Source organism: Streptomyces phaeofaciens (genome assembly GCF_014648915.1).
In the GTDB taxonomy this organism is placed as follows: Bacteria; Actinomycetota; Actinomycetes; order Streptomycetales; family Streptomycetaceae; genus Streptomyces; species Streptomyces phaeofaciens.
This window is the reverse complement of record NZ_BMSA01000007.1, coordinates 158,834-185,718: the sequence shown is the minus strand read 5'-3', so window position 1 is coordinate 185,718 and position 26,885 is coordinate 158,834. Positions and strand designations below refer to the sequence as shown.

Sequence of the window (26,885 nt, the reverse complement as noted above, 5' to 3'; positions counted from 1 at the left end):
CGACACCGGCTCGCCAGCCGGTCGTGGCACCGGCCGGGAGGGGCCCGCATGACACCCGAGATAGAGGACGCCTTCGCGGCGATCAGGGACGCGTACGGCGTGGACTCCGTCCGGCGCGTGGAACGGATGCTGGAGCCCGGGGGCGGAGCGCCGCGACACCCGCTCCAGAGGGCCGCCAAATGGATCCTGCCGGGGCTGTCCGCCACCCCGTGGCACGATCCGTACGGCCATCCCGAACTGACCCCGGTCGTCGAGGCGCTGGAAGCCGCCCACCCGGCCGTCAAGGCGGAGCTCGACGCGGCCTGGTCGGGACGGCGTGAGGCGTTCTCGGACTACGAGCACTATCTGACCCGCCAGGAGGACTGGCAGGCCCTTTATCTGTACCGGGGTGGGGCCCTGGTCGAGGAATCGGCGGGCGCCGTGCCCACCACGTACAAGGTGCTCCAGGAGTTCGCCGTCGAGACGGAGAAGATCTGTCCCCTCCTCGAATGCCACTTCTCCACCCTGCTGCCCGGAGCATTTGTCGCCCCGCATTGCGACCTGTGGAACTTCAGCATCAATCTGCATCTCGCCGTCGACATTCCCGAGGGGTGTTCCCTCACCGTCGCGGGGGAGACCCGTTCATGGCAGGAGGGGAAGTGTCTGCTCTTCGACTACTCCTTCGAGCACGCGGCTCGTAATGACGGCGACCGCCCGCGGACCTGCCTTCTTGTGGATCTCTGGCATCCGGAAACGACGATTCCGGAACGCGTGGCGCTGGTGGCGCTCATGACGGAGATCAGGCGGCTCATGGGCGACGGCTGACCGCCCGAGATATGTGCTGAATATGATCCGGCAGTTCCGTGCCGCCGGAAATTCAGTGCTGCCCGAAAATCGAAACACCCGCCCTTCTCCGGTGATTTCAAGTCGGCCATTCTCAAGGCTTCTCGGTGGTGTTATCGTGACTGAAAATGATCGACGAATGAGGGTGCTCATTCGGAATTCATCGTTGTTTTCCATTTAGTGATGAGGAGGGTGTCCGGTGCGTGCACGACTGTCCCTTCTCGTCCTGGCGCTGGCCCAGCTGGTCATCGCGCTCGACTACAACATCGTCTACGTCGCGCTCCCCGACATCGGATCCGGTCTCGGCTTCTCCGCGCACGACCTGCAATGGGTGGTGAGCGCCTACGTCGTGACGACCGGCGGCTTCCTGCTGCTGGGCGGACGGACCGCCGATCTGCTGGGCCGGCGCCGGACGTTCGTGGTCGCGGCCCTCGTGTACGCGGGCTCCTCACTGGTGGGCGGCCTGTCCCCGTCGGCGGGGATCCTGGTCGCCGTCCGCGCTGTGCAGGGCATCGGCGGATCGCTGCTGTTCCCGGCCACCCTGTCCCTGCTCAACACCCTCTACGAGGAAGGACCCGCCAGGAACCGTGCCCTCGCGGTGTGGGGTGCGGCCGGGGCCGGCGGACTGTGCTTCGGGTCGCTGCTGGGCGGGGTGCTGGTGGAGGCGTTCGGCTGGCCGTCGGTGTTCTTCGTCAACGTGCCCGTCGCGGCGGCCCTCGCCTGGGCGGGGTGGCGGCTGTTCCCGGCGGACGTTCCGCGCGCGGCCGTACGGCGGTTCGACCTGGGGGGCGCCCTCACCGCGACCGGCGGAATCACCCTCCTGGTGTTCGCGCTGGTGCACGCGCCCGAGGCCGGCTGGACGAGTCCGTCCGCGCTGCTCGCCGCGGGTCTCGCGGTCACCCTGCTGGCGCTCTTCGCGGTCGTCGAGTCCCGCTCGCACGACCCGCTGGTCCCGGCCCGGCTCCTCACCCACCGGGGCCTGCGCGCCGCGATGGCGGTCACCGCGCTGTACAGCGCCACCTTCAGCTCCCTGCCCTACTTCCTGACCCTGTACTTCCAGACCGTGCGCGGCTACGGCCCGTTCGCGACCGGCCTCGCCTTCCTCGTCCCGGCCGTGGTGACCGCGCTCGGCGCCCACGCCGGTGAACGGGCCGTGGCGCGGGTCGGCGTACGGCGCATGCTGGTCGGAGGTCTGGTCTCGGGCGCGGTCGGAGCCGCCGCCCTCGGGCTCGCCCTCACCACGGACGGCTCGTACGAGCTGCTGCTGCCGGGGATCGTGCTGCTGGGCCTCGGCCAGGGTGCCGCCTGGACCGGTATGTGGATCGCCGCCGCCTCCGGGGTCGCCCCCGAGGACCAGGGCGTGGCGTCCGGCATGGCCTCCACCACCCTCCAGGTCGGCGGAGCGGTGGGTCTCGCCCTGCTGGTCGCGCTGTCCGGCGGCGTCGGCGAGGGTCCGCCGGACGACGCCCTGCTGACCGGCATCAGGGTCGCCGTGTTCGCCGTGGCGGCCGGGCTCGGCTGCGGTGTGCCGCTCGGCCTGACCCTGCGCAGAACCGCCACCGCTCACTAGACCGCCCCACCCCACCCCACCAGGAGTACAGCTGTGCTCAGCGATGCCCCCAGCCCGCCCGCCCCGGCGGCCGTCCTGTGCGGACTGGCCGGATGGGTGCCGCCCCGTGTGGTCACCAACGACGAACTCGCCGAGCGGCTGGACACCGACGACACCTGGATCCGTACCCGCACCGGAATCCGCACCCGCCACCTGGCCGACCCCGGCCAGGCGACCTCCGACCTCGCGGTCGAGGCGGGACGGCTCGCCCTGCGCTCCGCCGGAGGCGGCTCCGTCGACACGGTGATCGTCACCACGACCACCCCGGACCGCCCCTGCCCGGCCACCGCGCCCGGCGTCGCGGCCCGCCTCGGCCTCGACGGGGTGGCGGCCTTCGACGTCGGCGCCGTGTGCACCGGGTTCGTCTACGGACTGGCCACCGCCGCCGGGCTGATCGCCGCCGGTGTCGCCCGAAGGGTCCTGCTGATCGGCGCCGACACCTACTCCACGATCGTGGATCCGCTGGACCGGGCCAACGCGATCATCTTCGGCGACGGTGCCGGAGCGGTCGTCCTGCGCGCCGGACACCCCGACGAGCCCGGTGCCGTCGGCCACTTCGACCTCGGCAGCGACGGAGCCCACGAGGAACTGATCACCATCGCCGCGGGTGGGTCCCGGCAGCGTTCCCGGCCGGGTGAACCCACCTGGGAGGAAAGGCACTTCGCCATGCGAGGCACGGAGGTCTACCGGCACGCGGTGACCCGTATGGCCGCCTCGGCGAGGGCGACGCTGGACAAGGCCGGCTGGAAGATCGACGACGTCGACCACTTCGTCCCCCACCAGGCCAACCTCCGCATCCTGCACTCCGTCGCCGACAGCCTGGACCTGTCCAGGGAGCGCTGCGTCGCCCACATCGACGCCGTCGGCAACACCGGAGCCGCCTCCATCCCGCTCGCCCTGGCCGACGCCGCCGCCCGGCAGCGGATCCGCCCCGGCGAGCGCCTCCTGCTCACCGCCTTCGGCGGCGGCCTCACCTGGGGCTCCTGCCTGCTGACCTGGCCCTCGCTCCCCGACCCACCGCGCCAAGAGGAACGGACCACACCATGACCACCACCTACGAGCAACTCGTGGACATCCTCACGACGTTGCACGACACCCCCGCCGACCGCACCCGCCCCGAGGCCACCCTCGGCGAACTGGACGTCGACTCACTGACCACGGTCGAGATCGGCATCCGCATCGAACGCGACCTCGGCGTCACCGTCGGCGACGACGAACTCCAGCCCGACCGCACGCTCGGCGAGATCGCCGCACTCGTCGACTCCCGCCGTTCCGCCGCCGTCTGACCCCACGGAAGGAAGCACACCCATGCAGATCAAGGACCAGCCCGGCGCCGCGCTCGGCGCGACCGTCGAGGACTTCGACCACACCACCGCTTCCGAGGCCGACATCGAGACGCTTCTTCGGACGGTCTACACGAAGAAGATCGCCGTCCTGAAGGGCCAGGACCTCACCCCGGAGCAGTTCCTCGCCCTCGGCCGGCGCCTCGGCCGCCCCGAGACCTACTACGAACCGATGTACAAGCACCCGGACGTCCCGGAGATATTCGTCTCCTCCAACGTCCCGGAGGGGGGCAAGCAGATAGGAGTCCCGAAGACCGGCAAGTTCTGGCACGCCGACTACCAGTTCATGCCCGACCCCTTCGGCATCACCCTGATCCACCCCCAGGTCATCCCGGAGAAGAACCGCGGCACCTACTTCATCGACATGGGCAAGGCGTACGAGAGACTGCCCGCCGAGCTGAAGCGGGAGATCGACGGCACGCGGTGCCGGCACTCCGTCCGCAAGTACTTCAAGATCCGCCCGCATGACGTCTACCGCCCGATCTCCGAGATCATCGAGGAGGTCGAGACCAAGACCCCGCCCGTGGTCCAGCCCACCACCTTCACCCACCCGATGACCGGCGAGACGGTCCTCTACCTCAGCGAGGGCTTCACCGTCGGTATCGAGGACGGAGCCGGCAACCCGCTCGACGAGGACCTGCTCAAGCGACTGTTCGACGCCACCGGCCAGCTCGACGAGTCCTTCGAGCACGAGAACATCCACGTGCAGAGCTTCGAACAGGGCGACCTGCTGATCTGGGACAACCGCAGCCTCATCCATCGCGCCCGGCACACCGCCACCCCGGAGCCCACCGTCTCCTACCGCGTCACCGTCCACGACGCGCGCAAACTGCACGACGGGATCACGACGGCATGACGACAGCCGTCGAACACCGCACGGACGAGGACTTGCTGGCCAGAGTCCTCGGGCCCTACAAGGACCACTGCAAGTACCTCACGTCCGCCCACGTCACCGCCGACGCCGGACTCAGCGCAGCCCGCTGCGAGTTCGCCATTCCGGAGTCCTGCTACATCGACGACACCGGCCACCTGAACGCGGTCGAGGTCAACATCGCCTACAACCAGATGATGTACTACCTGGTCGCCAAGTCCGTGAAGGAAGGACTCCTGACCGGGTTCGAAACCTGGACCCTGGACGACTTCTGGCGCCACCAGCTGCCGGACATCCTCATCGCCCGCTTCGCCGGCAGCTTCCGCCGCCCCATCGATCCTCGTGTCTTCTCCGGGGAGATGGAGTTCCGCTCCGTGGCCCGGCGGGCTCCCGCCGGCGGCGCCCCCTTCCTGCACGCCGCTACCGCCTACCGCTACTGGGACGCCCACGGCGGCCGGTGCGACGGCGAGGCGACCCTCGCGATCGTCAACGTTCCCTGACCCCGAAGGGCCCCATGAAGACGCTCGTCCAGACCACCCGCCGCCACGCCGAGCACCGGCCGGACACCCCGGCCGTGCTCTGCGAGGGCCGCACCCTGACGTACGCGGAACTGCACCGCGCCAGCAACCGCGTCGCCCACGCGATCCGGGCCGCCGGACTCGTCCCCGGCGACCGGGTGGCGTACCTCGGCAAGGAGTCCGAGCACTATTACGAGATCCTCTTCGGCTGCGCCAAGAGCGGCACGGTCCTCGTCCCCGTCAACTGGCGGCTCACCGCACCCGAGGTGAGCCACATCCTCCAGGACTCCGCCACCCGACTGCTGTTCCTGGAGGACGAATTCGCGAAGATCGTGGAGGGCATGCCCACCGCGCCGCCCGAAACGGTCGTTTCCCTGGCGGCATGGGAGGAGTGGTGCGGACAACACGGCGACGGGGAAACCGAGTTCGACGCGACTCCCGACACTCCCGTCGCCCAGCTCTACACCAGCGGCACCACCGGACTGCCCAAGGGCGTGGTCCTCGCCCACCGCAGCTTCTTCGCGATCCGGGAGGCCCTGGCGGGCGAGGGGCTGGACTGGATCGACTGGCGGCCCGGCGACATCGCGCTCGTCGGCATTCCCGGGTTCCACATCGGCGGCCTGTGGTGGGCCACGCAGAACCTCGACGCCGGGACGACGGTCGTCGCGATGCGCGCCTTCGAGGCCCGTCGCGCCGTGGACCTCATCCGCGACCTCGGTATCACGACAGCCTGTGTCGTACCGGCGATGCTCCGCATGATGCTCACCGAACCGGGCGTGAGCGGGAAAGACTTCACCACCCTGCGGAAGACCGTCTACGGCGGCTCCCCGATCTCCGAGGCCCTGCTGGAGGAGAGCCTCGCCGTCCTGGACTGCGAGTTCGCACAGATCTACGGCCTCACCGAGACCGGCAACACCGCCGTCTGCCTGCCCCCGGCCGCCCATGTCCCCGGCGGACCGCTGATGCAGGCGGCGGGACGGCCGTATCCCGGCGTACGGGCCAAGGTGATCGACGGCGACGGACGGGAACTCCCGCCGGGCGCGGTCGGGGAGGTCTGTCTGCACACCCCGGCCAGGATGGTCGAGTACTGGGGACTGCCGGACAGGACGGCCGAGACGCTCGTCGACGACTGGATCCACACCGGCGACGCCGGCTACCTCGACGAGGACGGATACGTCTTCATCCGCGACCGCATCAAGGACGCCATCCTGGTGGCCGGCGAGAACGTCTACCCGGCCGAGATCGAGAACGCCCTGGAGAGCCACCCCGGGGTGGCCGAGGCCGTCGTCGTCGGCGCACCCGACGAGCGCTGGGGCGAATACGTGCACGCCTTTGTCGTAGCGGACCCCGGACAGCCGCCCAGCCCCCGCGATCTGCACACCCACCTCGTGCCACGGCTCGCGAGCTTCAAGCTGCCCGCCCGCTACGAGTTCATCGACAGCGTGCCCCGCAACCCCAGCGGAAAGATCCTGCGCCGCGCCCTGCGCGACCGCTTCTGGGGCGACACCGCCCGCAAGGTCAACTGACCCGCCCCTACCCGGAGAGAGACCGACATGCCCGCTCCCCTCACCCTGGACGGCTTCCGCGCCGACCTCGCGGAGTACCTGTACCTGGAGCCCCATGAAGTGGACCTCGACGACAACCCCCTCGACGCCGGGCTCGACTCCCTGCGCATCGCCACCCTGATGGAAGGGTGGCGATCGACCGGCGTGGACATCACCTTCGTCGAACTCGCCGAGTGCACGTCCTTCGCCCAGTGGTGGCAGCTGCTCTCCGCCCGCCGGGGGGACACCCCATGACGGTGCGCCGTTCGCTGCCGGCCGCCCAGGAGGGCATCTGGACCGGCCAGCAGCTCGACCCCGACAGCCCCGCCTACAACACGGCCGAGTACGTCCACATCCACGGCCCGGTGGACGAGGCCGCCTTCGACGCCGCCCTGCACCAGGTCGTCGCCGAGACCGAGGCCCTGAACGTCGTCTACGTCGTCGATGAGCAGGGCCGTCCCTGGGAGGCACCCGCCCCGACCGGCGCATGGCGGCTGCACTCGGCCGACCTCACCGCCGAGCCCGCCCCGCACGCCGCGGCCCTGGCCTGGATGGACGAGGACATGGCCCGCCCCGTCGACCTCGCCCACGGCCCGCTCTTCGGCCACGCCCTGCTGCGGATCGCCGGCGACGAGTACCTCTGGTACCACCGCGTCCACCACATCGCCCTCGACGGCTTCGGGCTTTCCCTCGTGGCCCGGCGCGTGGCTCAGGTCTACACCGCGCTCACGGCCGGCGAGGCCGTGCCCGACAGCGGCTTCGGCACCCTGGAGTCCGTCCGGGCCGAGGAACGCGCCTACCGCGCATCCCCCCGCCACGCCGAGGACCGGGCCTACTGGACGGACCGCTACGCCGACCGCCCGCCCGTGGCCACCCCGGCCGGCCGTACAGCCCTGCCGGCCCGCACCTTCCACCGCCGGGTCATCGACCTCCACCCGGCTCGGGCCGACACCCTGCGCACGGTCGCCCGCGAACTGTCGGTCACCTGGTCGGAGGTCCTGCTCGCGGCGACCGTCGCGTACCTGCACCGGATCACCGGCGCGCCGGAGATCGTCCTCAGCCTGCCGGCGATGGGCCGCCTCGGCTCGGTTTCCCTGCGGGTGCCCGCCATGGTGCGCAACATCCTGCCCCTGCGGGTCCCCGTCACCCCCGACGACAGCCTCCGTGACCTCGCGGCCCGTCTCTCGCGCGAACTGCGCGCCGGGCTGCCCCACCAGCGCTACCGCTACGAGCAACTGCGCCGCGACCTGAAGCTGGTGGGCGGTCGGCGGCGGCTCTCCGGGCCCGGCGTCAACATCATGCCGTTCGAGTACGACCTGCGCTTCGCCGGTCACTCCAGCACCGTCCACAACGTCTCCGCCGGGCCCGTGGACGACCTCGCCGTCAACGTCTACGACCGCTCCGACGGCACCGGTCTGCGCATCGCCCTGGACGCCAACCCCGGCCTCTACACGGAGGCGGAGGTGGCGGACCTTCAGGAGGGCCTGCTCACGGTGTTGGAGGAGGGGCTCGCCGACCCGGACCGCGCGCTCGGCGCCCGCCCGGACGCCGAGCGCGCGGTCCGGGTTCTCGACGGCGGACCGTTGCCCGCCCCGGCCCGCCCGGTGCTGCACCTGATCGCCGACCACGCCGCCCGCCGGGGCGCGGCCGTCGCCCTGGAACACGCCGGGGACAGCCGCACCTACGCCCAGCTCTTCGGCTCCGCACGGAACCTCGCCCGCCGCCTGGCCGGCCGGGGCGTCGGCGGAGGCGACGTGGTGGCGGTGGCCCTGCCCCGAGGGATCGAGGCCGTCACCGCCGTCCTGGGTGTCCTGCTGTCGGGTGCCGCCTACTGCCCCCTCGACCCGAAGGCCCCGGCCGACCGTACGGCCCACCTGCTGGCCGACACGGCTCCGGCGCTCGTCCTGACGACCGGTGAGCGCGCGGCCGACTTCGCGGAGCACCCCGTACTCCTGCTGGAACAGCCGGACACCGGCCCCCGCACCACCCGGGCCCCGTCGGCACCCGCGCCCACGGACCTCGCGTACGTCCTGCACACCTCGGGTTCCACCGGCCGCCCCAAAGCCGTCGAGATCGGGCACGGAGCGCTGGCCCACTTCGTCGCCGCCGCCACCCACCGCTACCGCCTCCGACGCACCGACCGCGTCCTGCACTTCGCCCCGCTGCACTTCGACGCCAGCGTGGAGGAAATCTTCCTCACGCTGTGCGCCGGCGGCACGCTGGTGATCCGCACCGACGACATGACCGAGTCGGTTCCCCGCTTCCTGGACGAGTGCGCGCGGCTGCGGGTGAGCGTGCTGGACCTGCCCACCGCCTACTGGCACGAGGTGGCCTACACGGTCTCGACCGGCTCCGTCCTGCCGGAGAGCGTGCGGACCGTCGTCATCGGCGGCGAGGCGGCCCTGCCCGAACGGGTCGACCGCTGGCGCAAGGCCGTCGGCACCTCGGTCGCGCTGCTCAACACCTACGGGCCGACCGAGGCGACCGTGGTCGCCACCGTCGCCGACCTGCACGACCCGGCGCTCGCGCCCGGCGAGGTCCCCATCGGCCTGCCCCTGCCCGGCATCCGGGCCGCCGTCGTCGAGGGGGAGCTGTATCTGCTGGGCGACACCCTGGCCCGGGGCTACCGGGGAGCCCCGCGGGACGGCTCCCGCTTCGCCCCGCTCACCGATGTCCCCGGCGCTCCCCGCGCCTACCGCACCGGTGACCTCGTGCGCGTCGACGAGGACGGGCAGCTGCGTTTCCTGGGCCGGTCGGACGACGAGTTCAAGATCAGTGGTCATCGTGTCCAGCCCGCCGAGGTCGAGAGCGCCCTGCTCACCCACCCCGGGATCCGTGAGGCGGCCGTCGTCGGACAGACCCTCGCCGACGGCACCCGGCGTCTGGTCGCCCATCTGGTGGCACAGTCCCCGGCCCCGTCGGCGTCGGAGATCAGGGTGCACCTGCGGGCACGCCTGCCCGCCGCGATGATCCCCTCTGCCGTCGAGGCCGTCGCCCGGCTGCCCCGCACCGACTCCGGCAAGATCGACCGGACGGCCCTGAGCACGCCGCCGGTCCCGCAGGCCCCGGCCACGGGCAGCGACCTGGAGCGGACCATCACCGGCGTCTGGCGCCAGATCCTCGGCGCCGACACCGTCACGGTGGACGACGACGTGTTCGACCTGGGCGCCCAGTCCCTCCAGGCGATCCAGGTCGCCAACCGGCTCGGTGCCGAACTCGGCCGCGACGTACGGGTCGCCTGGCTCTTCCAGCACCCCACCGCAGCCGCACTGGCCCGCTTCCTGGACGAGACGTCACCACCGCCGCCGACGACCTCCGCCGCGGCGTTCCTGGCCGACGCCGTGCTCGACCAGGGCATCGGACCCGGCATCCACCGCACCCCGGGCGCCGCCCCACGGAGGATCCTCCTCACCGGCGCCACCGGCTTCGTGGGCGCCCATCTGCTGGCGGAACTCCTCGACGTGACGGAAGCCGAGATCGTCTGCCTGGTCCGGGCCGACGGCAGACCCGAGGCCGGCGCCCGCATCCACGAGACCCTCGCACGCCACGGAATCACCCTCGACGAGCGGGCCCGGGACCGGCTGACCGCCGTCCCCGCCGACCTCGCCCGCCCGGACCTCGGCCTGACCCGGGACACGCTCGGCGACCTCGCCGCCACCTGCGACGCGATCTTCCACAACGCCGCGACCGTCAGCATCCTGCGCGACTACGCCACCCTGCGCGCCGTCAACACCGAGTCCACCGCCCACCTCCTGCGCCTGGCCGCCGTACGCACCACACCCCTGCACTACGTCTCCACCCTCTCCGTGGCCCCGCCCGCGAGCCTGAGCCCCGAGGTGCCGGAGGCGTTCCTGCCGGCCCACGAGGGACTGCGGTACGGCTACCAGCAGTCCAAGTGGGCGTCCGAACGGCTGCTGGAGCAGGCGGCCGAACGCGGTCTGCCGGTCACCGTGCACCGCCTGGGCCGTGTGGTCGGACCGTCCGGGACGGGATACGTCAACGAGCGGGACTTCCTGTGGAGCGTGCTGCGGGCGGGTGTCCCGGAGGGAATCGTCCCGGAGCTGTTCGAGGACGAGGTGTGGACGCCGGTGGACTTCGTCGCCCGGGCCCTGGTCCACCTCGGCCTCCACCCGCGCGCATCGGCGGGCGGCCCCGTCTTCCACCACGCGACCCTGCCCCGGGTACGGCTGAGCGAGGTCTACGACTGGGTGCGGGAGTACGGCTATCCGGTGCGGTGCCTGTCGCTCGCCCGGTGGCGGGAGCTGCTGCCCCGCTCGGCCGACGTCGCCGCCACGACGATCGCCTTCTTCGACGCGGCGGAGCAGGCCGACGCGACCGACCTGCGCCTCGGTCGGATCCAGGCCGACAACGTGCGCACCGGGCTCGAAGGCAGCGGCATCAGCTGCCCGCCCGTCGACCGCGACCTGGTCTTCCGCCACCTGGACCACTGTGTGACCTCGGGCGTGCTGCCGGCCCCGGAGGCGCCGCTCCGTCCCCGACGGGCGACGCCCCCGAGAAATTCGTGAACTGCCGGGAACTCAGGCTCACTTCGCCCCGACTACTGCAACAGGACCTTTCAGCCCGATGAGTCCTTCCGCCACGCAAGGAGCCCGCATGTCGATCAACCGGCCGGTCGCCACCGCCCTGGCCGCAGCCCTCTGTCTGCTCACGGCGGCATGCGGCGGCTCATCGTCCGACGACGGGGCGAGTACGAAGTCCACCGAAGCCGCGGCCACGAAGAACGGCTACCCGGTCACACTGGACAACTGCGGCCAGAAGCAGACCTTCGAGAAGGCCCCCAGCCGGGTCGTCGTCATGAACGGCGCCTCCGTCGCCGAGGTCTCCACCCTCCTCGCCCTCGGCCTCGAGGACAAGATCGTCGCCAACCAGCAGAGCTACGGCATGTCCGAGGTCCCTGGCCGGGCCGCCGCCATCAAGGCCCTGCCCACCGGCGACATCAAGCTCAACGAGGCCTACGACATCCCCCGCGAGGCGATGATCGGCCTGCGCCCCGACCTGGTGCTGTCGACGACGTCGTACGGCTTCGACGAGAAGAACGGCTTCGCCACCCGCGACCAGCTCAAGGACGTGGGGTCCCGGACCTATGTCTCCCCGCAGGGCTGCGACCAGGACACCTCCAAGATGACCGTCGCCGACAGCTACCAGCTCCTGCGCGACATGGGGAAGATCTTCAACGTCAGTGACAAGGCCGAGAAGCTGATCGCCGCCTCCGAGAAGAACATCACGGCCGTCTCGGCCAAGGTGAAGGGCGAGAAGCGGCCCAACGTCATGGTGCTCTTCTCCAACATGTCCATGGGCGGCAACGACTTCAGCTCGGTCGTCGCCAAGGGCATCTACAACGACATCCTCGCCGAAGCCGGCGGCTCCAACGCCTTCGAGAACGCGTCCAAGACGTCCTTCGCCGATCTGAGCAAGGAGAAGGTGGCCGCGACCGACGTGGACGCCCTCGTCGTCATCGCCTACAACGACCCGAACCCGGCGGCCTACGCCAAGACCCTGCTCAAGGAGTTCCCCCAGTGGCCGGCGGCCAAGAACAACGCGTACGTGACGCTGTCCGACTCGATGTACCTGGGCCCCAGCAACGACCTGGCCGTGGAGAAGATCGCCAAGACGCTGCACCCGGACGCGTTCTGAGCCGTCTCAAGGTCCCGCTGGCCTTCACGCTGCTGCCCGTCGCGCTGGCCGTCACCATGATCGTGGCGATCAGCATCGGCGCGGTGAACATCCCGCTCGGTGATGTGTGGGGGGTCGTCCTGCACCACCTCACCGGCGCGGGGCCGGCCCCCGCCGATCCCGCCCTCGACCAGATCGTCTGGAACTTCCGCACCCCGCGCGTGCTCCTGGCGGCCCTGGTCGGCGCCGGCCTGGCCGTTTCCGGAACCGTTCTGCAGACCGTGGTCTCCAATCCGCTCGCCGACCCCATCGTGCTGGGCTTCTCCTACGGCGCCACGCTCGGCGCGGTCCTCGTCATCACCCTGGGCGGCGGCGCGGCGCTCGCCGGGCTCGGGGTGTCGGCCGCGGCCTTCCTCGGCGCGATGGCCGCCGGCGCGCTGGTCTTCGCGCTCGGGCAGCGGCAGGGCAGACTGGCCCCGACCCGGCTGGTGCTGGCGGGCGTCGCCATCGGCTACGTCTTCCTCTCCGCCACCAGCTTCGTCCAGCTCCAGGCGACACCGACCGAACTGCGGACGGTGATGTTCTGGATGCTGGGCAGTGTGGCGGGCGCCGAGTGGGACCAACTCCCCACGGTCACCGTGGTGGTGCTCGTCACCACCGCGCTCCTCACCCTGTTCGGCCGGCGTCTCAACGTCCTGCTGGCCGGCGACGAGTCCGCCACCGCCCTCGGCGTCGACGTCAACCGGCTGCGGGCCGTCCTGCTGGTCCTCAGCGCACTGCTCACCGGAACCGTCATCGCCGTCGCCGGCAGCATCGGCTTCGTGGGCCTGATGATCCCGCACCTGGTGCGTCTGACCATCGGCGCCGACCACCGCCGCCTGCTGCCGCTGACCGCGCTGCTGGGCGCCGTCTACCTGGTCCTCGTCGACCTCCTCTCCCGCACCCTCAACCGCCCCAACGAACTGCCCCTCGGCATCCTCACCGCCCTCCTCGGGGCCCCCTTCTTCCTGTGGCTGCTGCGCCGCAACAAGGGCCTGGACTGACGCATGAAACTCACCATCGACCAGCTGCACGTCACCCTCGACCGCAACCCGATCCTCCGTGAGGTGACCCTGGAGGCCGCCAAGGGCGACATCGTCGGACTCGTCGGCCCCAACGGCAGTGGAAAGTCCACCCTGTTGCGCACCGTGTACCGCTCACTGCGCCCGGCTCAAGGGATCGTGCGGGTGGGCGAGGACGACGTATGGAGGCTGTCCGCCCGGGCCGCCGCCCGCCGCACCGCGGCCGTCCTCCAGGACTCCGGCGGCAACACCACCGGCCTGACCGTCACCGAGATCGTCGCCCTGGGCCGCTCCCCCCACCACAGCCTGCTGGGCCGCGACGGGACCGAGGACGAACGGGCCGTGACCGACGCCGTCGACCGCTGCGGCGTACGCCCCTTCGCCCACCGGGACTACGCCTCCCTGTCCGGCGGCGAGCGTCAACGCGTCCTGCTGGCCCGCGCGCTGGCCCAGGACCCCCGGCTCCTCGTCCTCGACGAACTCACCAACCACCTCGACATCCGCGCCCGGTTCGAACTCCTGGACCTCATCCGCGCCACCGGGATCACCACCCTCGCCGTCCTGCACGACCTCGACCTGGCCGCACGGCTCTGCGACCACCTGGTCGTCCTGCACGAGGGGGTTGTGGTCGCGGCCGGGCCCGTGCTGGAGGTGCTGACCCCGCAGATCCTCGCCGACGTCTTCGGCGTCCGGGCGAGCACCGACCGGCACGCCGACGGCGTCATCCGCATCACCTATGAGGCCCAGCCGCTCGCGGACGGCGCCCGCGCGACGGAGGACACCCGGCCGACGGAAACCGCCGGCCCTTGAGGGGTGGTGGGGTGGTCCGCCCGGGGTCCTCTCGGACGGACCCTCCGCCCGGTGGCGCTGCTTGCCGTCGGCCACACCTGGCTCGGCGACGTCGCAGCGGGCGCGATCCTGGGCCTCGTCCGCACCACAGCGGTGGCCGTTCTCGCCGGTGTGGTCGCCGCTGCCGCGGCTCGAGGTCCGTGTCGCGGGCGAGGAGTCCGTCGAAGATCTTGGAGTTGCCGTCCTTGCCGTACCCGGGCAGGCGGCGAGCCCAGTCAGGGCGACCGCCGCCGCGACGGCGGCACTTCTTGTCCGAGGAACGTCATCAGCCTCACACCCCACCTGAGAGTAGCGACAGTCTCGCAAGTGCAAGTAATGTGCAACAAGCTTGACGGACCCTTACTTGCCCGTGACGTGTGGAGCGTTGTCATGCCCCGCTTGATGCCGGACTCCGGACCGCAGCGTGTCCTCGCTGCCTCGAACTTCGTCTACACCGTCGGCAGTGGCCTGTATCTGACCGCTGGGGTGCTGTATTTCACCGAAGCGGTTCACCTACCGGCGGGCCAGGTGGGGACCGGGCTCGGAATCGCCGGATGTGCCGCTCTGGTCCTGGGCGTCGCGGTCGGTCATCTGGCGGACAGGTACGGAGCACGCGGCGTCTACGCCGTCACCCTCGTGGTCCAGGCTCTGGCCACGGCCGGCTTCGTGCTGGTGGACAGTTTCTGGCCCTTCGTTGTCGTGGTCGCCGTGGCCGCCGGAGCCAAGGCAGCTGGAAAAGCCGCACACAGTCCGCTCGTCAGACGCTACGGAGGCGACCGGCCACAGGAGTTCCGCGCCTACCTCCGGGCGGTGACCAATGTCGGCATCTCTCTCGGTGCCCTGGGGGCGGGATGGGTGGTTCAGGCGGGCACACTCACCGCCTATCAGCTCATGGCCATCGGCAACGCGATCGCCTTCGTGGTCTCCGCGGCGTTCCTCGTCTCCCTGCCGCCGGTCGCGCCGCTCCCGGCGGCCGGCGGCCCTCGCTGGATCGCCCTCCGGGACCGCCCCTACCTGCTGCTCACCGTCCTCGACGGCATCATGGCCATCCAGTTCAAGGTGCTCACCGTGGCCATCCCGCTCTGGCTGGTCGGTGCCACCACCGCCCCGCGCTGGCTCATCTCGGGCACCATGCTGACCGGCACTGTCATGGTCGTCGCGTTCCAGGTGCGAGCCGGCCGCGACATCGACTCCCCCGAGGCCGGCGGCAACGCCTACCGCCGGGCAGGAGTGGCCTTTCTCATCGCCTGCTCGCTGATATCCCTGTCCGCGGGCATACCGGCATGGGCTGCCGCAACCCTGCTCCTTCTCGCAGTGGTGATCCACACGGTCGGCGAGCTCTGGCACGCCGCCGCCGGCTTCGAGGTCTCCTTCGCCCTCGCCCCCGAGCACGCCACCGGCCAGTACCTGGGAGTGTTCGGCCTGGGCGCCGGACTGGCCGACGCACTTGGGCCAAGTCTGCTCATCGCCCTCTGCATCACCTGGGGCCGGCCCGGCTGGTACGTCGTCGGAGCCATGTTCGCCCTGACCGGCCTGGCGGCACCACTCGCTGTCCGCTGGGCACAACACCACCACCAGCACGCTCGGCAGACGCAGCCTGATTCCCTGGGGAAGGCGCAAGTCGCCTAGCTCAGGAGCCGCCGATCGGCCCCGTTGGTGAGCAGGCGTCAATGGCTGTGGGGCACGCAGGACGCCCTCGACCGCCTGGCCCGCGCCGCCGGCCCGAGGCCACTCCTACGAGGGACCGGACCAGCGGGCGGTGCCGACGGTGCCACGCGACTCCCGGACCCTCATCCGGCGGCGCGGTCCGGGCCCCTCGGCCCGGGTTCGCCAGGATGCTCAGTCCTCGGCGTAGGTGTGGAACCCCCGGCCGGTCCTACGGCCCAGCAGGCCGGCCTCGACCATCCGCTGGAGCAGCGGGGGCGGGGCGTAGAGGGGTTCACGGAACTCGTCGTACAACGACTCGGCGATCGAGGCGACGGTGTCGAGCCCGATCAGATCCGCCAGCCTCAGCGGACCCATGGGGTGGGCGCAGCCCAGCTCCATGCCGGTGTCGATGTCCGCGGCGGTGGCGAAACCCGACTCGGCCATCCGGACGGCGGACAGGAGGTACGGGACGAGGAGGGCGTTGACGACGAAGCCCGCCCGGTCCCGGGAGCGGATGACCGTCCTGCCCAGCGTTTCGGCGGTGAAGCACTCGACGGCGGAAACCGTCTCGGGGGCCGTGTGCAGGGAGGCCACGACCTCGACGAGGGGCAGGACCGGCACGGGGTTGAAGAAGTGCAGGCCCACGACCCGGTCGGCGCGGCCCGTGGCCCTGCCGAGCCGCATGATCGGCAGGGAGGAGGTGTTCGTGGCCAGGATCGCGTCCGGGTCCTCGACGATCTTGTCGAGAGCGGCGAAGATCTCCGTCTTCGCGCCGGCGTTCTCGATGACGGCCTCGACGACGAGCTGCCGGTCGGCCAGATCGTCCAGTTCACCGGTGAACACGAGGCGGCCCAGGGCCTCTTGAGCGGCTGCGGGATCCAGTTTGCCCCGCCGGACGGCGCGCTCGAGCGAGGAAGCCACCCGGTCCCGCGCGGCGCGGGCGGCGGTGGCGTCGGCCTCGCAGACCACGGTGTCCAGGCCGGCCCGCGCACAGACCTCCGCGATGCCGGCGCCCATCTGCCCACCGCCGACGACACCGACGCGTGTGATGCCGACGCTCATGCCTGGGCCTCCGCCCGCCGCACGAGGTGACGGGAGTACGCGTCCGGGGTGAAGAACAGCGGCAACTCGCCGGCGAGCGTCGTCCGCTCGAACACCGCACGTGCCTCCTCGACCGGCGCCCACGGCCGGACGGCGGTGAGGGCGGCGACCTCCTCGTCGAGGATGCGCAGGACCGTCTCCCGGTCGATCACCCGGTGCCGTAGCCACTGCCAGATCTGCACCCGGGCGATCTCGGCGGTGGCGGCGTCCTCCATCAGGCCGTCGATGGCGACCGCGCCCTGTCCGCGCAGCCAGGCGTCGAAGTAGCCCAGCGCCACCGCGATGTTGGTGCGGACGCCCCCGGGTGTGGGCGGGCCGCCGACGCGGCGCACCGACAGCAGGTCGGCGGGCGTCACCTCGACGTCGTCGCGGGTGCGGTCCAGTTGGTGGGGCCGGTCGCCGAGGACGTTGTCGAAGACGTCCCGGCAGACCCGGACCAGGCCGGGGTGGGCCACCCAGGAGCCGTCGAAGCCGGCCTCCGCCTCGTGTTCCTTGTCCCGCCGCACCGCGGCCAGGACCGCCTCGTTCGCGGCCGGGTCCTCGGCCGGCATCTGGGCGGCCATGGCGCCGATGGCGTGCGCGCCGCGCTTGTGGCAGGTACGGACGAGGAGTTCGGTGCAGGCCCGCATGAAGGGGGCGGTCATCGTGACCTCGGCGCGGTCGGGCAGGAGAAAGTCGGTGCGGTGGCCGAAGGTCTTGATGAGGCTGAACAGGTAGTCCCAGCGGCCTGCGGTCAACCCTGCGCTGTGCTCGCGCAGTTCGTGGAGGATCTCCTCCATCTCGAACGCGGCGGTGATCGTCTCGATGAGCACGGTGGCACGGATCGTGCCGCGCGGGATGCCGAGCAACTCCTGGGCGGAGACGAAGATGTCGTGCCACAGCCGGGCCTCGTACCGGTTCTCCAGCTTCGGGAGGGAGAAGTACGGGCCGTGTCCGGCGTCGATCTGCCGCTGGGCGCAGTGGAAGAAGTACAGGCCGAAGTCGACGAGCGCGGCGGGCACGGGCCGGCCGCCGTACTCCAGGTGCTCCTCGTCGAGGTGCCAGCCGCGCGGCCGTACGACGATGGTGGCGGGCTGGTCGCGGTCACCGAGCCGATGCGCCGTGCCGTCGGCGGTGGTGAAGTCGACGCGCCGCTCGATGGCGTCGAGCAGGGTCAGCTGGCCGCCGATGACGTTGTCCCAAGCAGGCGCGGTGGCGTCCTCGAAGTCGGCCATCCACACACTGGCACCGGAGTTGAGGGCATTCACCGCCGTACGACGATCCGGAGGGCCGGTGATCTCGACCCGGCGGTCGGCCAGGCCGGGCGCGGGCGGAGCGACGCGCCAGCCGGGATCGTCGCGGACGGCGGAGGTGACCACGGGGAATTCGAGCGGGGAGCCGGCCGCGAGGCGGATGGCCTGCCGTCGGCGTTCCTTCAGCAGACCCTCACGGCACTCGCCGAACTCGGCGGCGAGCCGGCCGACGAGGTCCAGCGCGGCGGGGGTGAGGATCTCGTCGTGCCGGTCGCCGGGCTCGGCCAGGACGCGGACATGCTGCGCGAGAGTGGTGGTGGACATCAGGACTCCTGAACGGGGAGCTGGGTGGCGGTGACTGCCGCCCGGCCTCCATCGGACGGGGGCCGGGCCGTGACGGGCGGCCTAGTGGAACTGCTCCTCCTCCGTGGACCCGGCCAGCGCGGTCGTCGAAGAAGCCGGGTTGACGGCGGTGGAGACCAGATCGAAGTAGCCGGTGCCGACCTCACGCTGGTGCCTGACCGCGGTGAAGCCGTGCTCCTGCGCGGCGAACTCGCGCTCCTGGAGGTCGACGTAGGCGGTCATGCCGTGCTCGGCGTAGCCGCGGGCCAGGTCGAACATGCCGTGGTTGAGGGAGTGGAAGCCGGCCAGGGTGATGAACTGGAAGCGGTATCCCATCGCCCCCAGCTCGCGCTGGAACTTGGCGATCCGGTCGTCGTCCAGGGCCGCCTTCCAGTTGAACGACGGCGAGCAGTTGTAGGCGAGCATCTGGTCGGGGTACCGCGCGTGGATCGCCTCGGCGAACTCGCGGGCCTGCGCCAGGTCCGGGGTGCCCGTCTCCACCCAGATCAGGTCGGCGTACGGGGCGTAGGCCAACCCGCGGGCGATGACCGGCGCCATGCCGTTCTGTACGCGGTAGAAGCCCTCCGCGGTGCGCTCGCCGGTCACGAACCGGGCGTCGCGCTCGTCGACGTCGCTGGTCAGCAGGCTGGCGGCCAGAGCGTCGGTCCGGGCGACGAGCACGGTCGGTACGTCGGCGATGTCGGCCGCGAGCCGGGCCGCGTTCAGGGTGCGGATGTGCTGCGAGGTCGGCACCAGGACCTTGCCGCCGAGGTGGCCGCACTTCTTCTCGGAGGCGAGCTGGTCCTCGTAGTGGATGCCGGCCGCACCCGCCGCGATCATCGCCTTGGTCAGCTCGAAGGCGTTCAGCGGACCGCCGAAGCCGGCCTCGGCGTCGGCGACGATCGGCGCGAGCCAGTCGGTGGTGTCCCCGGCGTCTTCGGCGGTGGCGATCTGGTCGGCGCGCAGGAGGGCGTTGTTGATCCGACGGACCACCTGGGGAACGGAATTGACCGGGTAGAGGCTCTGGTCGGGGTAGGTGTGCCCGGCCTGGTTGGCGTCGGCGGCGACCTGCCAGCCGGACAGGTAGATGGCCTGGAGCCCGGCCTTCACCTGCTGGACGGCCTGGCCGCCGGTCAGCGCGCCGAGGGCGTGGATGTAGTCACGCTCCCGCAGCTGGCGCCACAGGCGCTCGGCGCCGCGCCGGGCCAGGGTGTGCTCCTCGCGCACGCTGCCGGACAGCCGTACGACATCCTCGGCGCTGTGGGTGCGCTCAATGCCCTGCCAGCGGGGGTCGGTGGCCCAGCGCCGCGCGAGTTCCTCGGCCGCCTGCGTCCTCGCATCTGCCATGACTGTCACCGTCTCCTCGGTCTGTTGTGTCTGCCAAGCTCCCGGTCCAGGGTGAACAGGGATGGCACTGTGTGTCGTACAGCTGCGGTGCGGCCCGCCGTGCCGCCGTGCGGCGGAGCTGAGCAATGCTGCCGGTGTCGACCGTTGCCCATGCCGGGATCTCCCATTTCAGGGCATGAATCGCGCCCCGGGTGCGGGCGGTGGCGCCGGGGGCCGACGGGCCGCACCCAGACTCTGGCATTGGCACTCAGTGCCATCAACTGTGGACGATTGCCAACTTCTGCGAATCTTCGGACCGCCATCTGCCAAGCTTGCGAAGGGTCCGATCCGAGCCCTGATCACATACGCTGACCGCGTCCCGGACACGGAGGAGCGCGGTGAGCAAGATCTATGCGGGCGCGCGGCTGCGACGCCTGCGCGAGGAACGCGGGATGAGCCAGGCCGAGCTCGCCCGGGTGCTGGGCATCTCGCCGAGCTATCTGAACCAGATGGAGCACGACTCCCGCCCGCTCACCGTGCCCGTCCTGCTGCGCTTGACCGAGGCGTTCGGCGTCGACCCGGGCTTCTTCTCCGAGCGCGACACCAGCCGTCTGATGGCCGACCTCCGCGAGACCCTGGCAGGCGAGATCACCGCTTCCCGGGTGAGTGCGACCGACCTGGCCGAGCTGGCTTCCCGGATGCCCACCGTCGCCCAGGTCCTGCTCGACCTCAGCCGTCGCAGTCACCTCCTGGCCGAACGCCTCGCCGGCGCGACAGACGCCCGCGACACCGACCCGGCCGCGCCGCGCTCACCCCACTCGCCGCACGAGGAGATCCGCGACTTCTTCTACCGCCGCCAGAACTACCTCCACGACACCGACCTCGCGGCGGAGGAACTCGCCCGGGAGATCGGCGTGCGCCCCGGGGATGTCCTGCGGGTCCTCACCGCACGCCTCACCGACCACCACGGCGTACGGCTGACCGGTGAATCCGGCGACCGTCTGCACCACTACGACGAGCCGACTCGCAGCCTCCACCTCTCGGCCCGGCTGCGCCCCGGTCAGCGCGCCTTTCGCATGGCCACCCAGCTCGCCCTGCTCGAACACCGCGACGAACTCGACCGCCGGGCCGCCGAGGACTTCGAACCCGGCACCCCCACCCACGCCCTGGCGCGCATCGGCATCGCCAACTACTTCGCCGCCGCCCTGATCCTCCCCTACACCGCGTTCCACACGGCGGCCGAGGAAGCCCGCTACGACATCGAACTCCTCACCGACCACCACGGCCTCGGCTACGAGACCGTCTGCCACCGCCTCAGCACCCTCCAACGCCCCCGGCTGCGCGGCGTACCCTTCTCCTTCGTCCGCGTCGACCGCGCCGGCAACATGTCCAAGCGCCAGTCCGCGACCGGCTTCCACTTCTCCCGGGCCGGCGGTACCTGCCCGCTGTGGAACGTCTACGAGGCGTTCGCCGCCCCCGGCCGGATCCACGTCCAGATCGCCGAAATGCCCGACGGACAGCGCTACCTGTGGACCGCCCGGGCCGTCACCCGGCACCGCGGCGGCTGGGGCGAGCCCGGCAAGACCTTCGCCATCGGCCTGGGCTGCGAGATCCGCCACGCCCACCGCCTCGTCTACTCCGACGGACTCGACCTCACCACCACCTCCGCCGCCACCCCCATCGGCATGGGCTGCCGCGTCTGCGAACGCCTCGACTGCCCCCAGCGGCGCACCGCCCCTCGGCCGACCCCTGCGGATCGACCAGAACACCAGCACCTTCGTGCCGTACCCCGTGACCGATCACACGACTTGACCCACGGATTGCCTTGATGGCCGCAGTGCGCCGGTCGAGCCTCACCCGAGGCCAGGGAATCCGGTGCGAATCCGGAACTCACACCCCGCCCCGCAGGGCGCGACGCGCGTGAAAGCCGGTCGAGTCGGTTGGCATCAGTGCTGGTCACGGGGGGTTGCCTTGTGCCGGCTAGCAGGCCTGGTCACACTGCCGGTATGACGGGCGACCCGGGGCTGTTCACTCCGCAGAGCGTGACCTGGCAGATGCACGGCGACCCGATGATGTGGGTCGCCGGCGTCCGGGCCCTCTACCTCCAGGCCCTCCATCCGCGCGCCGTGCGCGGGGTCATGCAGAACTCCGACTTCCGGCGCGACGCCTGGGGCCGGCTCCTGCGCACCGCCGACTTCGTCGGGACCATCACCTACGGCACCACGGAGGCCGCCGAGAAGGCCGGCGCACGGGTCCGCAAGATCCACCGGATGCTCTCGGCGACCGATCCGGACACCGGCGAGCGGTACCAGGTGGACGAACCCGAGCTGCTGCTGTGGGTGCACTGCGCCGAGATCGACTCCTATCTGCACGTCGCGCGCCGCTCCGGCTATCCCCTCACCGACGCGGCCGCCGACCGCTACCTCGCCGAACACCGGGCCAGCGCCCGCCTGGTGGGGCTCGACCCCGATGCCGTCCCCGCCGACCGGGCCGCCATGGCCGCCTACTTCGAGAAGATGCGCCCCGAACTCGCCGCGGGAGACGACGCCCGCGCGGTGGACGACTTCCTGCTCCGCCCGCCGACCCACCCCCTGCTCGTCCCGGCGCGCGCCCTGCTGTGGCGGCGCGTGGCGCAGCTGGCGTACGTCTCTCTGCCGCCGTACGCCCACGAGCTGTACGGCAGGCGCGCGCCCCGGCCCGCCACCGTCACCCGGGAGTTGCGCGCCACCGGCACCCTGCTGCGCTGTGTTCCCGCACGGCTGCGCTGGCAACTCCCGCCCGGACACATCCTGCGGGCCATGGACCGGCTCGGGCCCGATACGCGCCCTGCGCCATACAAAGTCGGACCATAGACCGCCATACTGGACGGGCCAGGGGAGGGCCGGACGTCACGGGGGCGGCGCACTATGGCGGAGAACACGCTGATCCAGGGCCGCTACCGGCTGCTGGAGCTGATCGGGCGCGGCGGGATGGGCGAGGTGTGGCGCTCGCGCGACGAGTCCCTCGGCCGGCAGGTCGCAGTGAAATGCCTCAAGGCTCACGGGCCGCACCACGACCCGTCGTTCACCCGCGTCCTGCGCGAGAGGTTCCGGCGCGAGGCCCGGGTGGCCGCCGGACTCCAGCACCGCGGAGTCACCGTCGTCCACGACTTCGGCGAGTTCGACGGTGTCCTGTTCCTGGTGATGGAGCTGCTCGACGGCCGCAACCTCTGCCAGCTGCTGGACGACAACGAACGGCGCCCGCTGCCGGTGCCCGACGTCGCCGAGATCGCCGACCAGGTGTCCGCCGCCCTCGCCTACACCCACCGGCAGGGCATCGTGCACCGCGACCTGAAACCGGCGAACATCGTGCGGCTCACCGACGGCACGGTGAAGATCTGCGACTTCGGCATCGCCCGTCTCGGCCACGACATCGGCTTCACGTCCCGGCTCACCGGCACCGGCATCGCGCTGGGCACCCCGCACTACATGTCCCCGGAGCAGATCGGCGGCGACGAGGTCGACCAGCGCAGCGACCTGTACTCGCTGGGCTGTGTGCTGTACGAACTCGCCACCGGGGCACCGCCGTTCGACCTCGACGACCCCTGGGCGATCCTCGTCGGGCACCGTGACACCCCGCCCCGGCCGGCCCGTGAGCAGCGGCCCGAGCTGCCCGAGTACCTCGACCGGATCATCCTGGACCTGCTCGCCAAACGGCCCGGCCAACGCCCGTACGACGCCCGTGAGGTGGGACGCCGGATCACGGCGGGCCGGACGACCCCGGCGTACGTGCCGACGGTCGTGACACCCCGGCCGGAGCTGCGACCTCCCGAGTCCGGCGTGTGGCCTCCCGGGCCAGGCCCGCGGCCTCCCGAGTCCGGCCCGCTGCCTCCCGAGCCCGGTCCGCGGCCGGTCGGGCCCGCGCGGCTGCCGTCCTGGACCCAGGGCATGACCACCGGTCACAAGGCCACCGGTACAGGCCCCTTCGGCCCGCCCCCGGACGCCGGCGCGGGCCTGACCGGCGAGTGGATCGCCCGCCCGGCCCTCGGCACCGTCCCCGCGCCGCCCGCCCCCGACGCCCCGTCCCCGCGGGCGCTCACCGCGCTCGCCGCACGCCACAACGCCGGCCTCAGCCTGGGCCGGCTCGGCCGCTGGGCCGAGGCCGGGGAGGTGCACCGCGCGGTCGCCGCCGAACGCGCCCATCTGCTCGGCCCGGACCACCCCGAGACCCTCGCCAGCCGCTACGAGGTCGCCTTCACCCTCAGCCGCACCGACCGCGCCGCCGACGCCCTGCGCGAGTACCAGCACGTGGCCGCCGCCCGCACCCGGATCCTCGGCGCCGACCACCCGGACACCCTCGCCACCCGCCAGGAGACGGCGTACGTGCTGGGCCGGCTGGGCCGCCACTTCGACGCCCACCAGATCTACACCTCGGTGCTCGCCGCCCGGGAACGCACCGCGGGAGCGGACCACCCCGACACCCTGCGCTGCCGGCACAACCTCGCCTTCAACCTCAGCCGGCTCGGCCGCCTGGAGGAGTCGTACCGGATGGCGAGCGAGGTGGCCGCGGCCCGGCGCCGGGTACTGGGCGCGGACCACCCGGACACCCTCGTCACCCGCTACGAGGTGGCCTACGCCCTCGGCCAGCTGGGCCGCTGGCCGGAGGCGCTCCAGACCTACCGCGAGGTCGCCGCGGCCCGCGCCCACGCCCTCGGCCCCGACCACCCCGAGACCCTCGCCGCCCGCTACGAGACCGGCATCAGCCTGGGACGCCTCGGCCGCAGCCAGGAGGCGCTCCAGCTCTACCGCGAGCTGGTCGACGACCGCACCCGGGTGGACGGCCCCGCCCATCCCGAGACCCTGCGCGCCCGGCACGGCCTCGGCGTCAACCTCGGCCGTCTCGCCCGCTGGGAGGAGGCGCTCGCCGAGTCCCGGGACGTGTGCGCGATCCGCGAGCGGGTCCTGGGCGCCGACCATCCCGACACCCTGGTCAGCCGGCGGGAGGTCGCCGTCGGCCTGGGCTGGCTCGGCCGCTGGGCCGACGCGCTCACCGAGTACCGGCGGGTGGCCGCGGCCCGCGAGCGGGTGCTGGGCGCCGACCACCCCGACACCCTGGCCGGCCGGGGCGACGAGGCCCACTGCCTGGAACGGCTCGGCCGGGGCCCGGAGGCCGTCGCCCTGTACCGGAGGGTGGCGGCGCTGCGGGAGCGCCGGGCGGCGGGCGGCGCGTGACGGACGGGACCGGCTCCGCCCGCGCCGGTCCGTCCGCGGGGCTCCCTGTGTCCAAGACGCCGTGGACCGTGTTACGAAGAATCATGCGTGCACACGAGCTCCACCCCAGTTACGACGCCGTGATCGTCGGCGGCGGCCACAACGGTCTGGTCGCCGCCGCCTACCTGGCCCGGGCCGGACGGTCCGTGCTGGTGCTGGAGCGGCTGGACCACACCGGCGGAGCCGCCGTCTCCACCCGCCCGTTCACCGGCGTGGACGCCCGGCTGTCGCGCTACTCCTACCTGGTCAGCCTGCTCCCGCAGAAGATCGTGCGGGACCTCGGCCTGCGGTTCCGGGTCCAGGGGCGCACCATCTCGTCGTACACCCCGGTGGAACGGGGCGGGCGGCCGACCGGGCTGCTCGTGGGCGGAGGCGAGGAGCGCACCCGGGAGGCCTTCGCGCGGCTGACCGGCGGCGAGCGGGAGTACGCGGCCTGGCAGCGCTTCTACGGCATGACGTCCCGGGTCGCCCAGCGGGTCTTCCCGACGCTCACCGAGCCGCTGCCCGGCCGGGACGAACTGCGCCGCATCGTCGACGACGAGGAGGCCTGGCGCGCGCTCTTCGAGGAACCGATCGGGGTCGCCGTCGAGGAGCGCTTCGCCGACGACCTGGTGCGGGGCGTGGTCCTCACCGACGCGCTGATCGGCACCTTCGCCGACGCCCACGACGTCTCCCTCAAGCAGAACCGCTGCTTCCTGTACCACGTCATCGGCGGCGGCACCGGCGCCTGGGACGTGCCCGTCGGCGGCATGGGCGCCCTGACCGACGCCCTGGCCGCCGCCGCGCGGGACGCGGGAGCCGTCATCGCCACCGGCCACGAGGCCGTACACATCGCCACCGACGGCCGCGGCGCCGAGGTCACCTTCCGCACCGCCGACGGCGAGGGTGTCGCCGCCGCCCGGCACGTGCTGGTGAACGCTTCCCCGCAGACGCTCGCCGCCCTCACCGGCGACGAGCCGCCCAGCCCCGCCGAGGGCGCCCAGCTCAAGGTGAACATGCTGCTCAAGCGGCTGCCGAGGCTGCGGGACACCGCCGTCGACCCGCGCGAGGCCTTCGCCGGCACCTTCCACATCGCCGAAGGCTACGAGCAGCTGGCCGCCGCCCACGCCCAGGCCGCCGCCGGCGATCTCCCCACCGCCCCGCCGTCCGAGATCTACTGCCACTCCCTGACCGACCCGACGATCCTCGGGCCCGGCCTGGTCGAGCAGGGCTACCAGACGCTCACCCTGTTCGGTCTGCACACCCCGGCCCGGCTCTTCGAGCGGGACAACGACGCCGTGCGCGAGGACCTGCTCAAGGCCACCCTCGCCCAGCTCGACGCCCACCTCGCCGAACCCCTCGCCGACTGCCTGGCCACCGACGCCGACGGCCGGCCCTGCATCGAGGCGAGGACCCCGCTCGACCTGGAGCGCGACCTCGGCCTGCCCGGCGGCAACATCTTCCACCGCGACCTGTCCTGGCCGTACACGGACGAGGGCACCGGCCGCTGGGGCGTGGAGACCCCGCACCCGCACGTCCTGCTGTGCGGGGCCGGCGCGGTGCGCGGGGGAGGGGTGAGCGGGGTGCCGGGGCACAACGCGGCGATGGCGGTGCTGGAGGCCACGGCCGGGTGACGGGCCGGTTCGGGCCCGCAATACCGCCATCGGCCCGCGGGACCGTCCCGGTGAGGCGGGAGGCGCACTTACGCGGTCCGGCCGGCCGGCGGCGAACAAGAATCTGACGGTGTATCAGAAAAGGCCTTCCGTCGACCGGAGGACT

The 26,885-nt window shown here is 71.9% G+C and carries 19 protein-coding genes and 1 pseudogene; 17 read left to right on the top strand and 3 right to left on the bottom strand.

The window, feature by feature from the left end; genetic code table 11:
- Positions 1–48: 48 nt before the first annotated feature.
- The 13 genes from IE275_RS15180 (at position 49) to IE275_RS15120 (ending at position 15,859) form a co-directional block, all read left to right on the top strand.
- Positions 49–804, top strand: a complete 756-nt coding sequence (locus tag IE275_RS15180) for an aspartyl/asparaginyl beta-hydroxylase domain-containing protein (RefSeq protein WP_189711794.1) — start codon at positions 49–51, stop codon at positions 802–804.
- A gap of 217 nt (positions 805–1,021) precedes the next feature.
- Entirely contained in the window at positions 1,022–2,392 is a 1,371-nt protein-coding gene (locus IE275_RS15175) for an MFS transporter (protein ID WP_229870245.1), read from the top strand.
- Positions 2,393–2,425: 33 nt separating this feature from the next.
- Positions 2,426–3,478, top strand: a complete 1,053-nt coding sequence (locus IE275_RS15170) for a beta-ketoacyl-ACP synthase III (RefSeq protein ID WP_189711793.1) — start codon at positions 2,426–2,428, stop codon at positions 3,476–3,478.
- On the top strand, positions 3,475–3,717 hold the full coding sequence (locus IE275_RS15165; protein ID WP_189711792.1) for an acyl carrier protein: 243 nt from the start codon (positions 3,475–3,477) through the stop codon (positions 3,715–3,717). Before IE275_RS15170 ends, IE275_RS15165 begins: the two co-directional genes overlap by 4 nt.
- A 22-nt stretch (positions 3,718–3,739) precedes the next feature.
- Positions 3,740–4,630: a (3R)-3-[(carboxymethyl)amino]fatty acid oxygenase/decarboxylase gene (gene scoE, locus IE275_RS15160; protein ID WP_189711791.1), complete on the top strand. Its 891-nt coding sequence runs from the start codon at positions 3,740–3,742 to the stop codon at positions 4,628–4,630.
- Positions 4,627–5,145, top strand: coding sequence for a (2E)-enoyl-ACP glycyltransferase (scoD, locus tag IE275_RS15155; RefSeq protein WP_189711790.1), 519 nt, complete (start codon positions 4,627–4,629; stop codon positions 5,143–5,145). The genes scoE and scoD overlap by 4 nt, the downstream gene beginning before the upstream one ends.
- Positions 5,146–5,159: 14 nt before the next feature.
- Positions 5,160–6,689 (top strand): fatty acid-ACP ligase ScoC, encoded by a 1,530-nt coding sequence (gene scoC, locus IE275_RS15150; protein ID WP_189711789.1) that lies wholly within the window; start codon positions 5,160–5,162, stop codon positions 6,687–6,689.
- A 27-nt stretch (positions 6,690–6,716) separates the two neighbouring features.
- Positions 6,717–6,962 (top strand): phosphopantetheine-binding protein, encoded by a 246-nt coding sequence (locus IE275_RS15145; RefSeq protein ID WP_189711788.1) that lies wholly within the window; start codon positions 6,717–6,719, stop codon positions 6,960–6,962.
- On the top strand, positions 6,959–11,233 hold the full coding sequence (locus IE275_RS15140) for a non-ribosomal peptide synthetase (RefSeq protein ID WP_189711787.1): 4,275 nt from the start codon (positions 6,959–6,961) through the stop codon (positions 11,231–11,233). Before IE275_RS15145 ends, IE275_RS15140 begins: the two co-directional genes overlap by 4 nt.
- An 88-nt stretch (positions 11,234–11,321) precedes the next feature.
- Positions 11,322–12,362, top strand: a complete 1,041-nt coding sequence (locus IE275_RS15135) for an ABC transporter substrate-binding protein (protein ID WP_189711786.1) — start codon at positions 11,322–11,324, stop codon at positions 12,360–12,362.
- A gap of 56 nt (positions 12,363–12,418) precedes the next feature.
- A complete protein-coding gene (locus IE275_RS15130) occupies positions 12,419–13,384 on the top strand; it encodes a FecCD family ABC transporter permease (RefSeq protein ID WP_189711785.1) in 966 nt (321 codons plus the stop codon).
- Between the two features lie 3 nt (positions 13,385–13,387).
- On the top strand, positions 13,388–14,212 hold the full coding sequence (locus tag IE275_RS15125) for an ABC transporter ATP-binding protein (protein WP_189711784.1): 825 nt from the start codon (positions 13,388–13,390) through the stop codon (positions 14,210–14,212).
- Between the two features lie 408 nt (positions 14,213–14,620).
- Positions 14,621–15,859: an MFS transporter gene (locus IE275_RS15120; RefSeq protein WP_189711783.1), complete on the top strand. Its 1,239-nt coding sequence runs from the start codon at positions 14,621–14,623 to the stop codon at positions 15,857–15,859.
- Positions 15,860–16,069: 210 nt separating this feature from the next.
- Here IE275_RS15120 and IE275_RS15115 read toward each other — a convergent pair whose 3' ends face one another.
- The 3 genes from IE275_RS15115 to aceA form a co-directional block, all read right to left on the bottom strand.
- Positions 16,070–16,939, bottom strand: a complete 870-nt coding sequence (locus tag IE275_RS15115; protein WP_189711782.1) for a 3-hydroxybutyryl-CoA dehydrogenase — start codon at positions 16,937–16,939, stop codon at positions 16,070–16,072.
- Positions 16,936–18,534, bottom strand: coding sequence for a malate synthase A (gene aceB / locus IE275_RS15110; protein WP_189711781.1), 1,599 nt, complete (start codon positions 18,532–18,534; stop codon positions 16,936–16,938). The genes IE275_RS15115 and aceB overlap by 4 nt, the downstream gene beginning before the upstream one ends.
- A gap of 81 nt (positions 18,535–18,615) precedes the next feature.
- Positions 18,616–19,899 (bottom strand): isocitrate lyase, encoded by a 1,284-nt coding sequence (aceA, locus tag IE275_RS15105; protein ID WP_189711780.1) that lies wholly within the window; start codon positions 19,897–19,899, stop codon positions 18,616–18,618.
- Between the two features lie 377 nt (positions 19,900–20,276).
- Between aceA and IE275_RS15100 the strand changes: the two are divergent.
- From IE275_RS15100 to IE275_RS15085, 4 genes and pseudogenes are all read left to right on the top strand, one after another.
- Positions 20,277–21,690: pseudogene (locus tag IE275_RS15100) on the top strand (short-chain fatty acyl-CoA regulator family protein).
- Positions 21,691–21,884: 194 nt separating this feature from the next.
- A complete protein-coding gene (locus IE275_RS15095) occupies positions 21,885–22,730 on the top strand; it encodes an oxygenase MpaB family protein (RefSeq protein ID WP_189711779.1) in 846 nt (281 codons plus the stop codon).
- 54 nt (positions 22,731–22,784) lie between these two features.
- A complete protein-coding gene (locus IE275_RS15090) occupies positions 22,785–25,088 on the top strand; it encodes a serine/threonine-protein kinase (RefSeq protein ID WP_189711778.1) in 2,304 nt (767 codons plus the stop codon).
- An 83-nt stretch (positions 25,089–25,171) separates the two neighbouring features.
- Positions 25,172–26,740: a phytoene desaturase family protein gene (locus IE275_RS15085; protein ID WP_189711777.1), complete on the top strand. Its 1,569-nt coding sequence runs from the start codon at positions 25,172–25,174 to the stop codon at positions 26,738–26,740.
- Positions 26,741–26,885: the final 145 nt, after the last annotated feature.

Bases quoted from the DNA above. Each gene is read 5' to 3' on its own strand.
- IE275_RS15180 (WP_189711794.1), top strand. From the start codon at position 49: ATGACACCCGAGATAGAGGACGCCTTCGCGGCGATCAGGGACGCGTAC.
- IE275_RS15085 (WP_189711777.1), top strand. From the start codon at position 25,172: ATGCGTGCACACGAGCTCCACCCCAGTTACGACGCCGTGATCGTCGGC.
- aceA (WP_189711780.1), bottom strand. From the start codon at position 19,899: ATGGCAGATGCGAGGACGCAGGCGGCCGAGGAACTCGCGCGGCGCTGG.
- scoD (WP_189711790.1), top strand. From the start codon at position 4,627: ATGACGACAGCCGTCGAACACCGCACGGACGAGGACTTGCTGGCCAGA.
- aceB (WP_189711781.1), bottom strand. From the start codon at position 18,534: ATGTCCACCACCACTCTCGCGCAGCATGTCCGCGTCCTGGCCGAGCCC.
- IE275_RS15120 (WP_189711783.1), top strand. From the start codon at position 14,621: ATGCCCCGCTTGATGCCGGACTCCGGACCGCAGCGTGTCCTCGCTGCC.
- IE275_RS15140 (WP_189711787.1), top strand. From the start codon at position 6,959: ATGACGGTGCGCCGTTCGCTGCCGGCCGCCCAGGAGGGCATCTGGACC.
- IE275_RS15115 (WP_189711782.1), bottom strand. From the start codon at position 16,939: ATGAGCGTCGGCATCACACGCGTCGGTGTCGTCGGCGGTGGGCAGATG.
- IE275_RS15125 (WP_189711784.1), top strand. From the start codon at position 13,388: ATGAAACTCACCATCGACCAGCTGCACGTCACCCTCGACCGCAACCCG.
- scoE (WP_189711791.1), top strand. From the start codon at position 3,740: ATGCAGATCAAGGACCAGCCCGGCGCCGCGCTCGGCGCGACCGTCGAG.
- IE275_RS15090 (WP_189711778.1), top strand. From the start codon at position 22,785: ATGGCGGAGAACACGCTGATCCAGGGCCGCTACCGGCTGCTGGAGCTG.
- IE275_RS15165 (WP_189711792.1), top strand. From the start codon at position 3,475: ATGACCACCACCTACGAGCAACTCGTGGACATCCTCACGACGTTGCAC.
- scoC (WP_189711789.1), top strand. From the start codon at position 5,160: ATGAAGACGCTCGTCCAGACCACCCGCCGCCACGCCGAGCACCGGCCG.
- IE275_RS15095 (WP_189711779.1), top strand. From the start codon at position 21,885: ATGACGGGCGACCCGGGGCTGTTCACTCCGCAGAGCGTGACCTGGCAG.
- IE275_RS15130 (WP_189711785.1), top strand. From the start codon at position 12,419: ATGATCGTGGCGATCAGCATCGGCGCGGTGAACATCCCGCTCGGTGAT.
- IE275_RS15145 (WP_189711788.1), top strand. From the start codon at position 6,717: ATGCCCGCTCCCCTCACCCTGGACGGCTTCCGCGCCGACCTCGCGGAG.
- IE275_RS15135 (WP_189711786.1), top strand. From the start codon at position 11,322: ATGTCGATCAACCGGCCGGTCGCCACCGCCCTGGCCGCAGCCCTCTGT.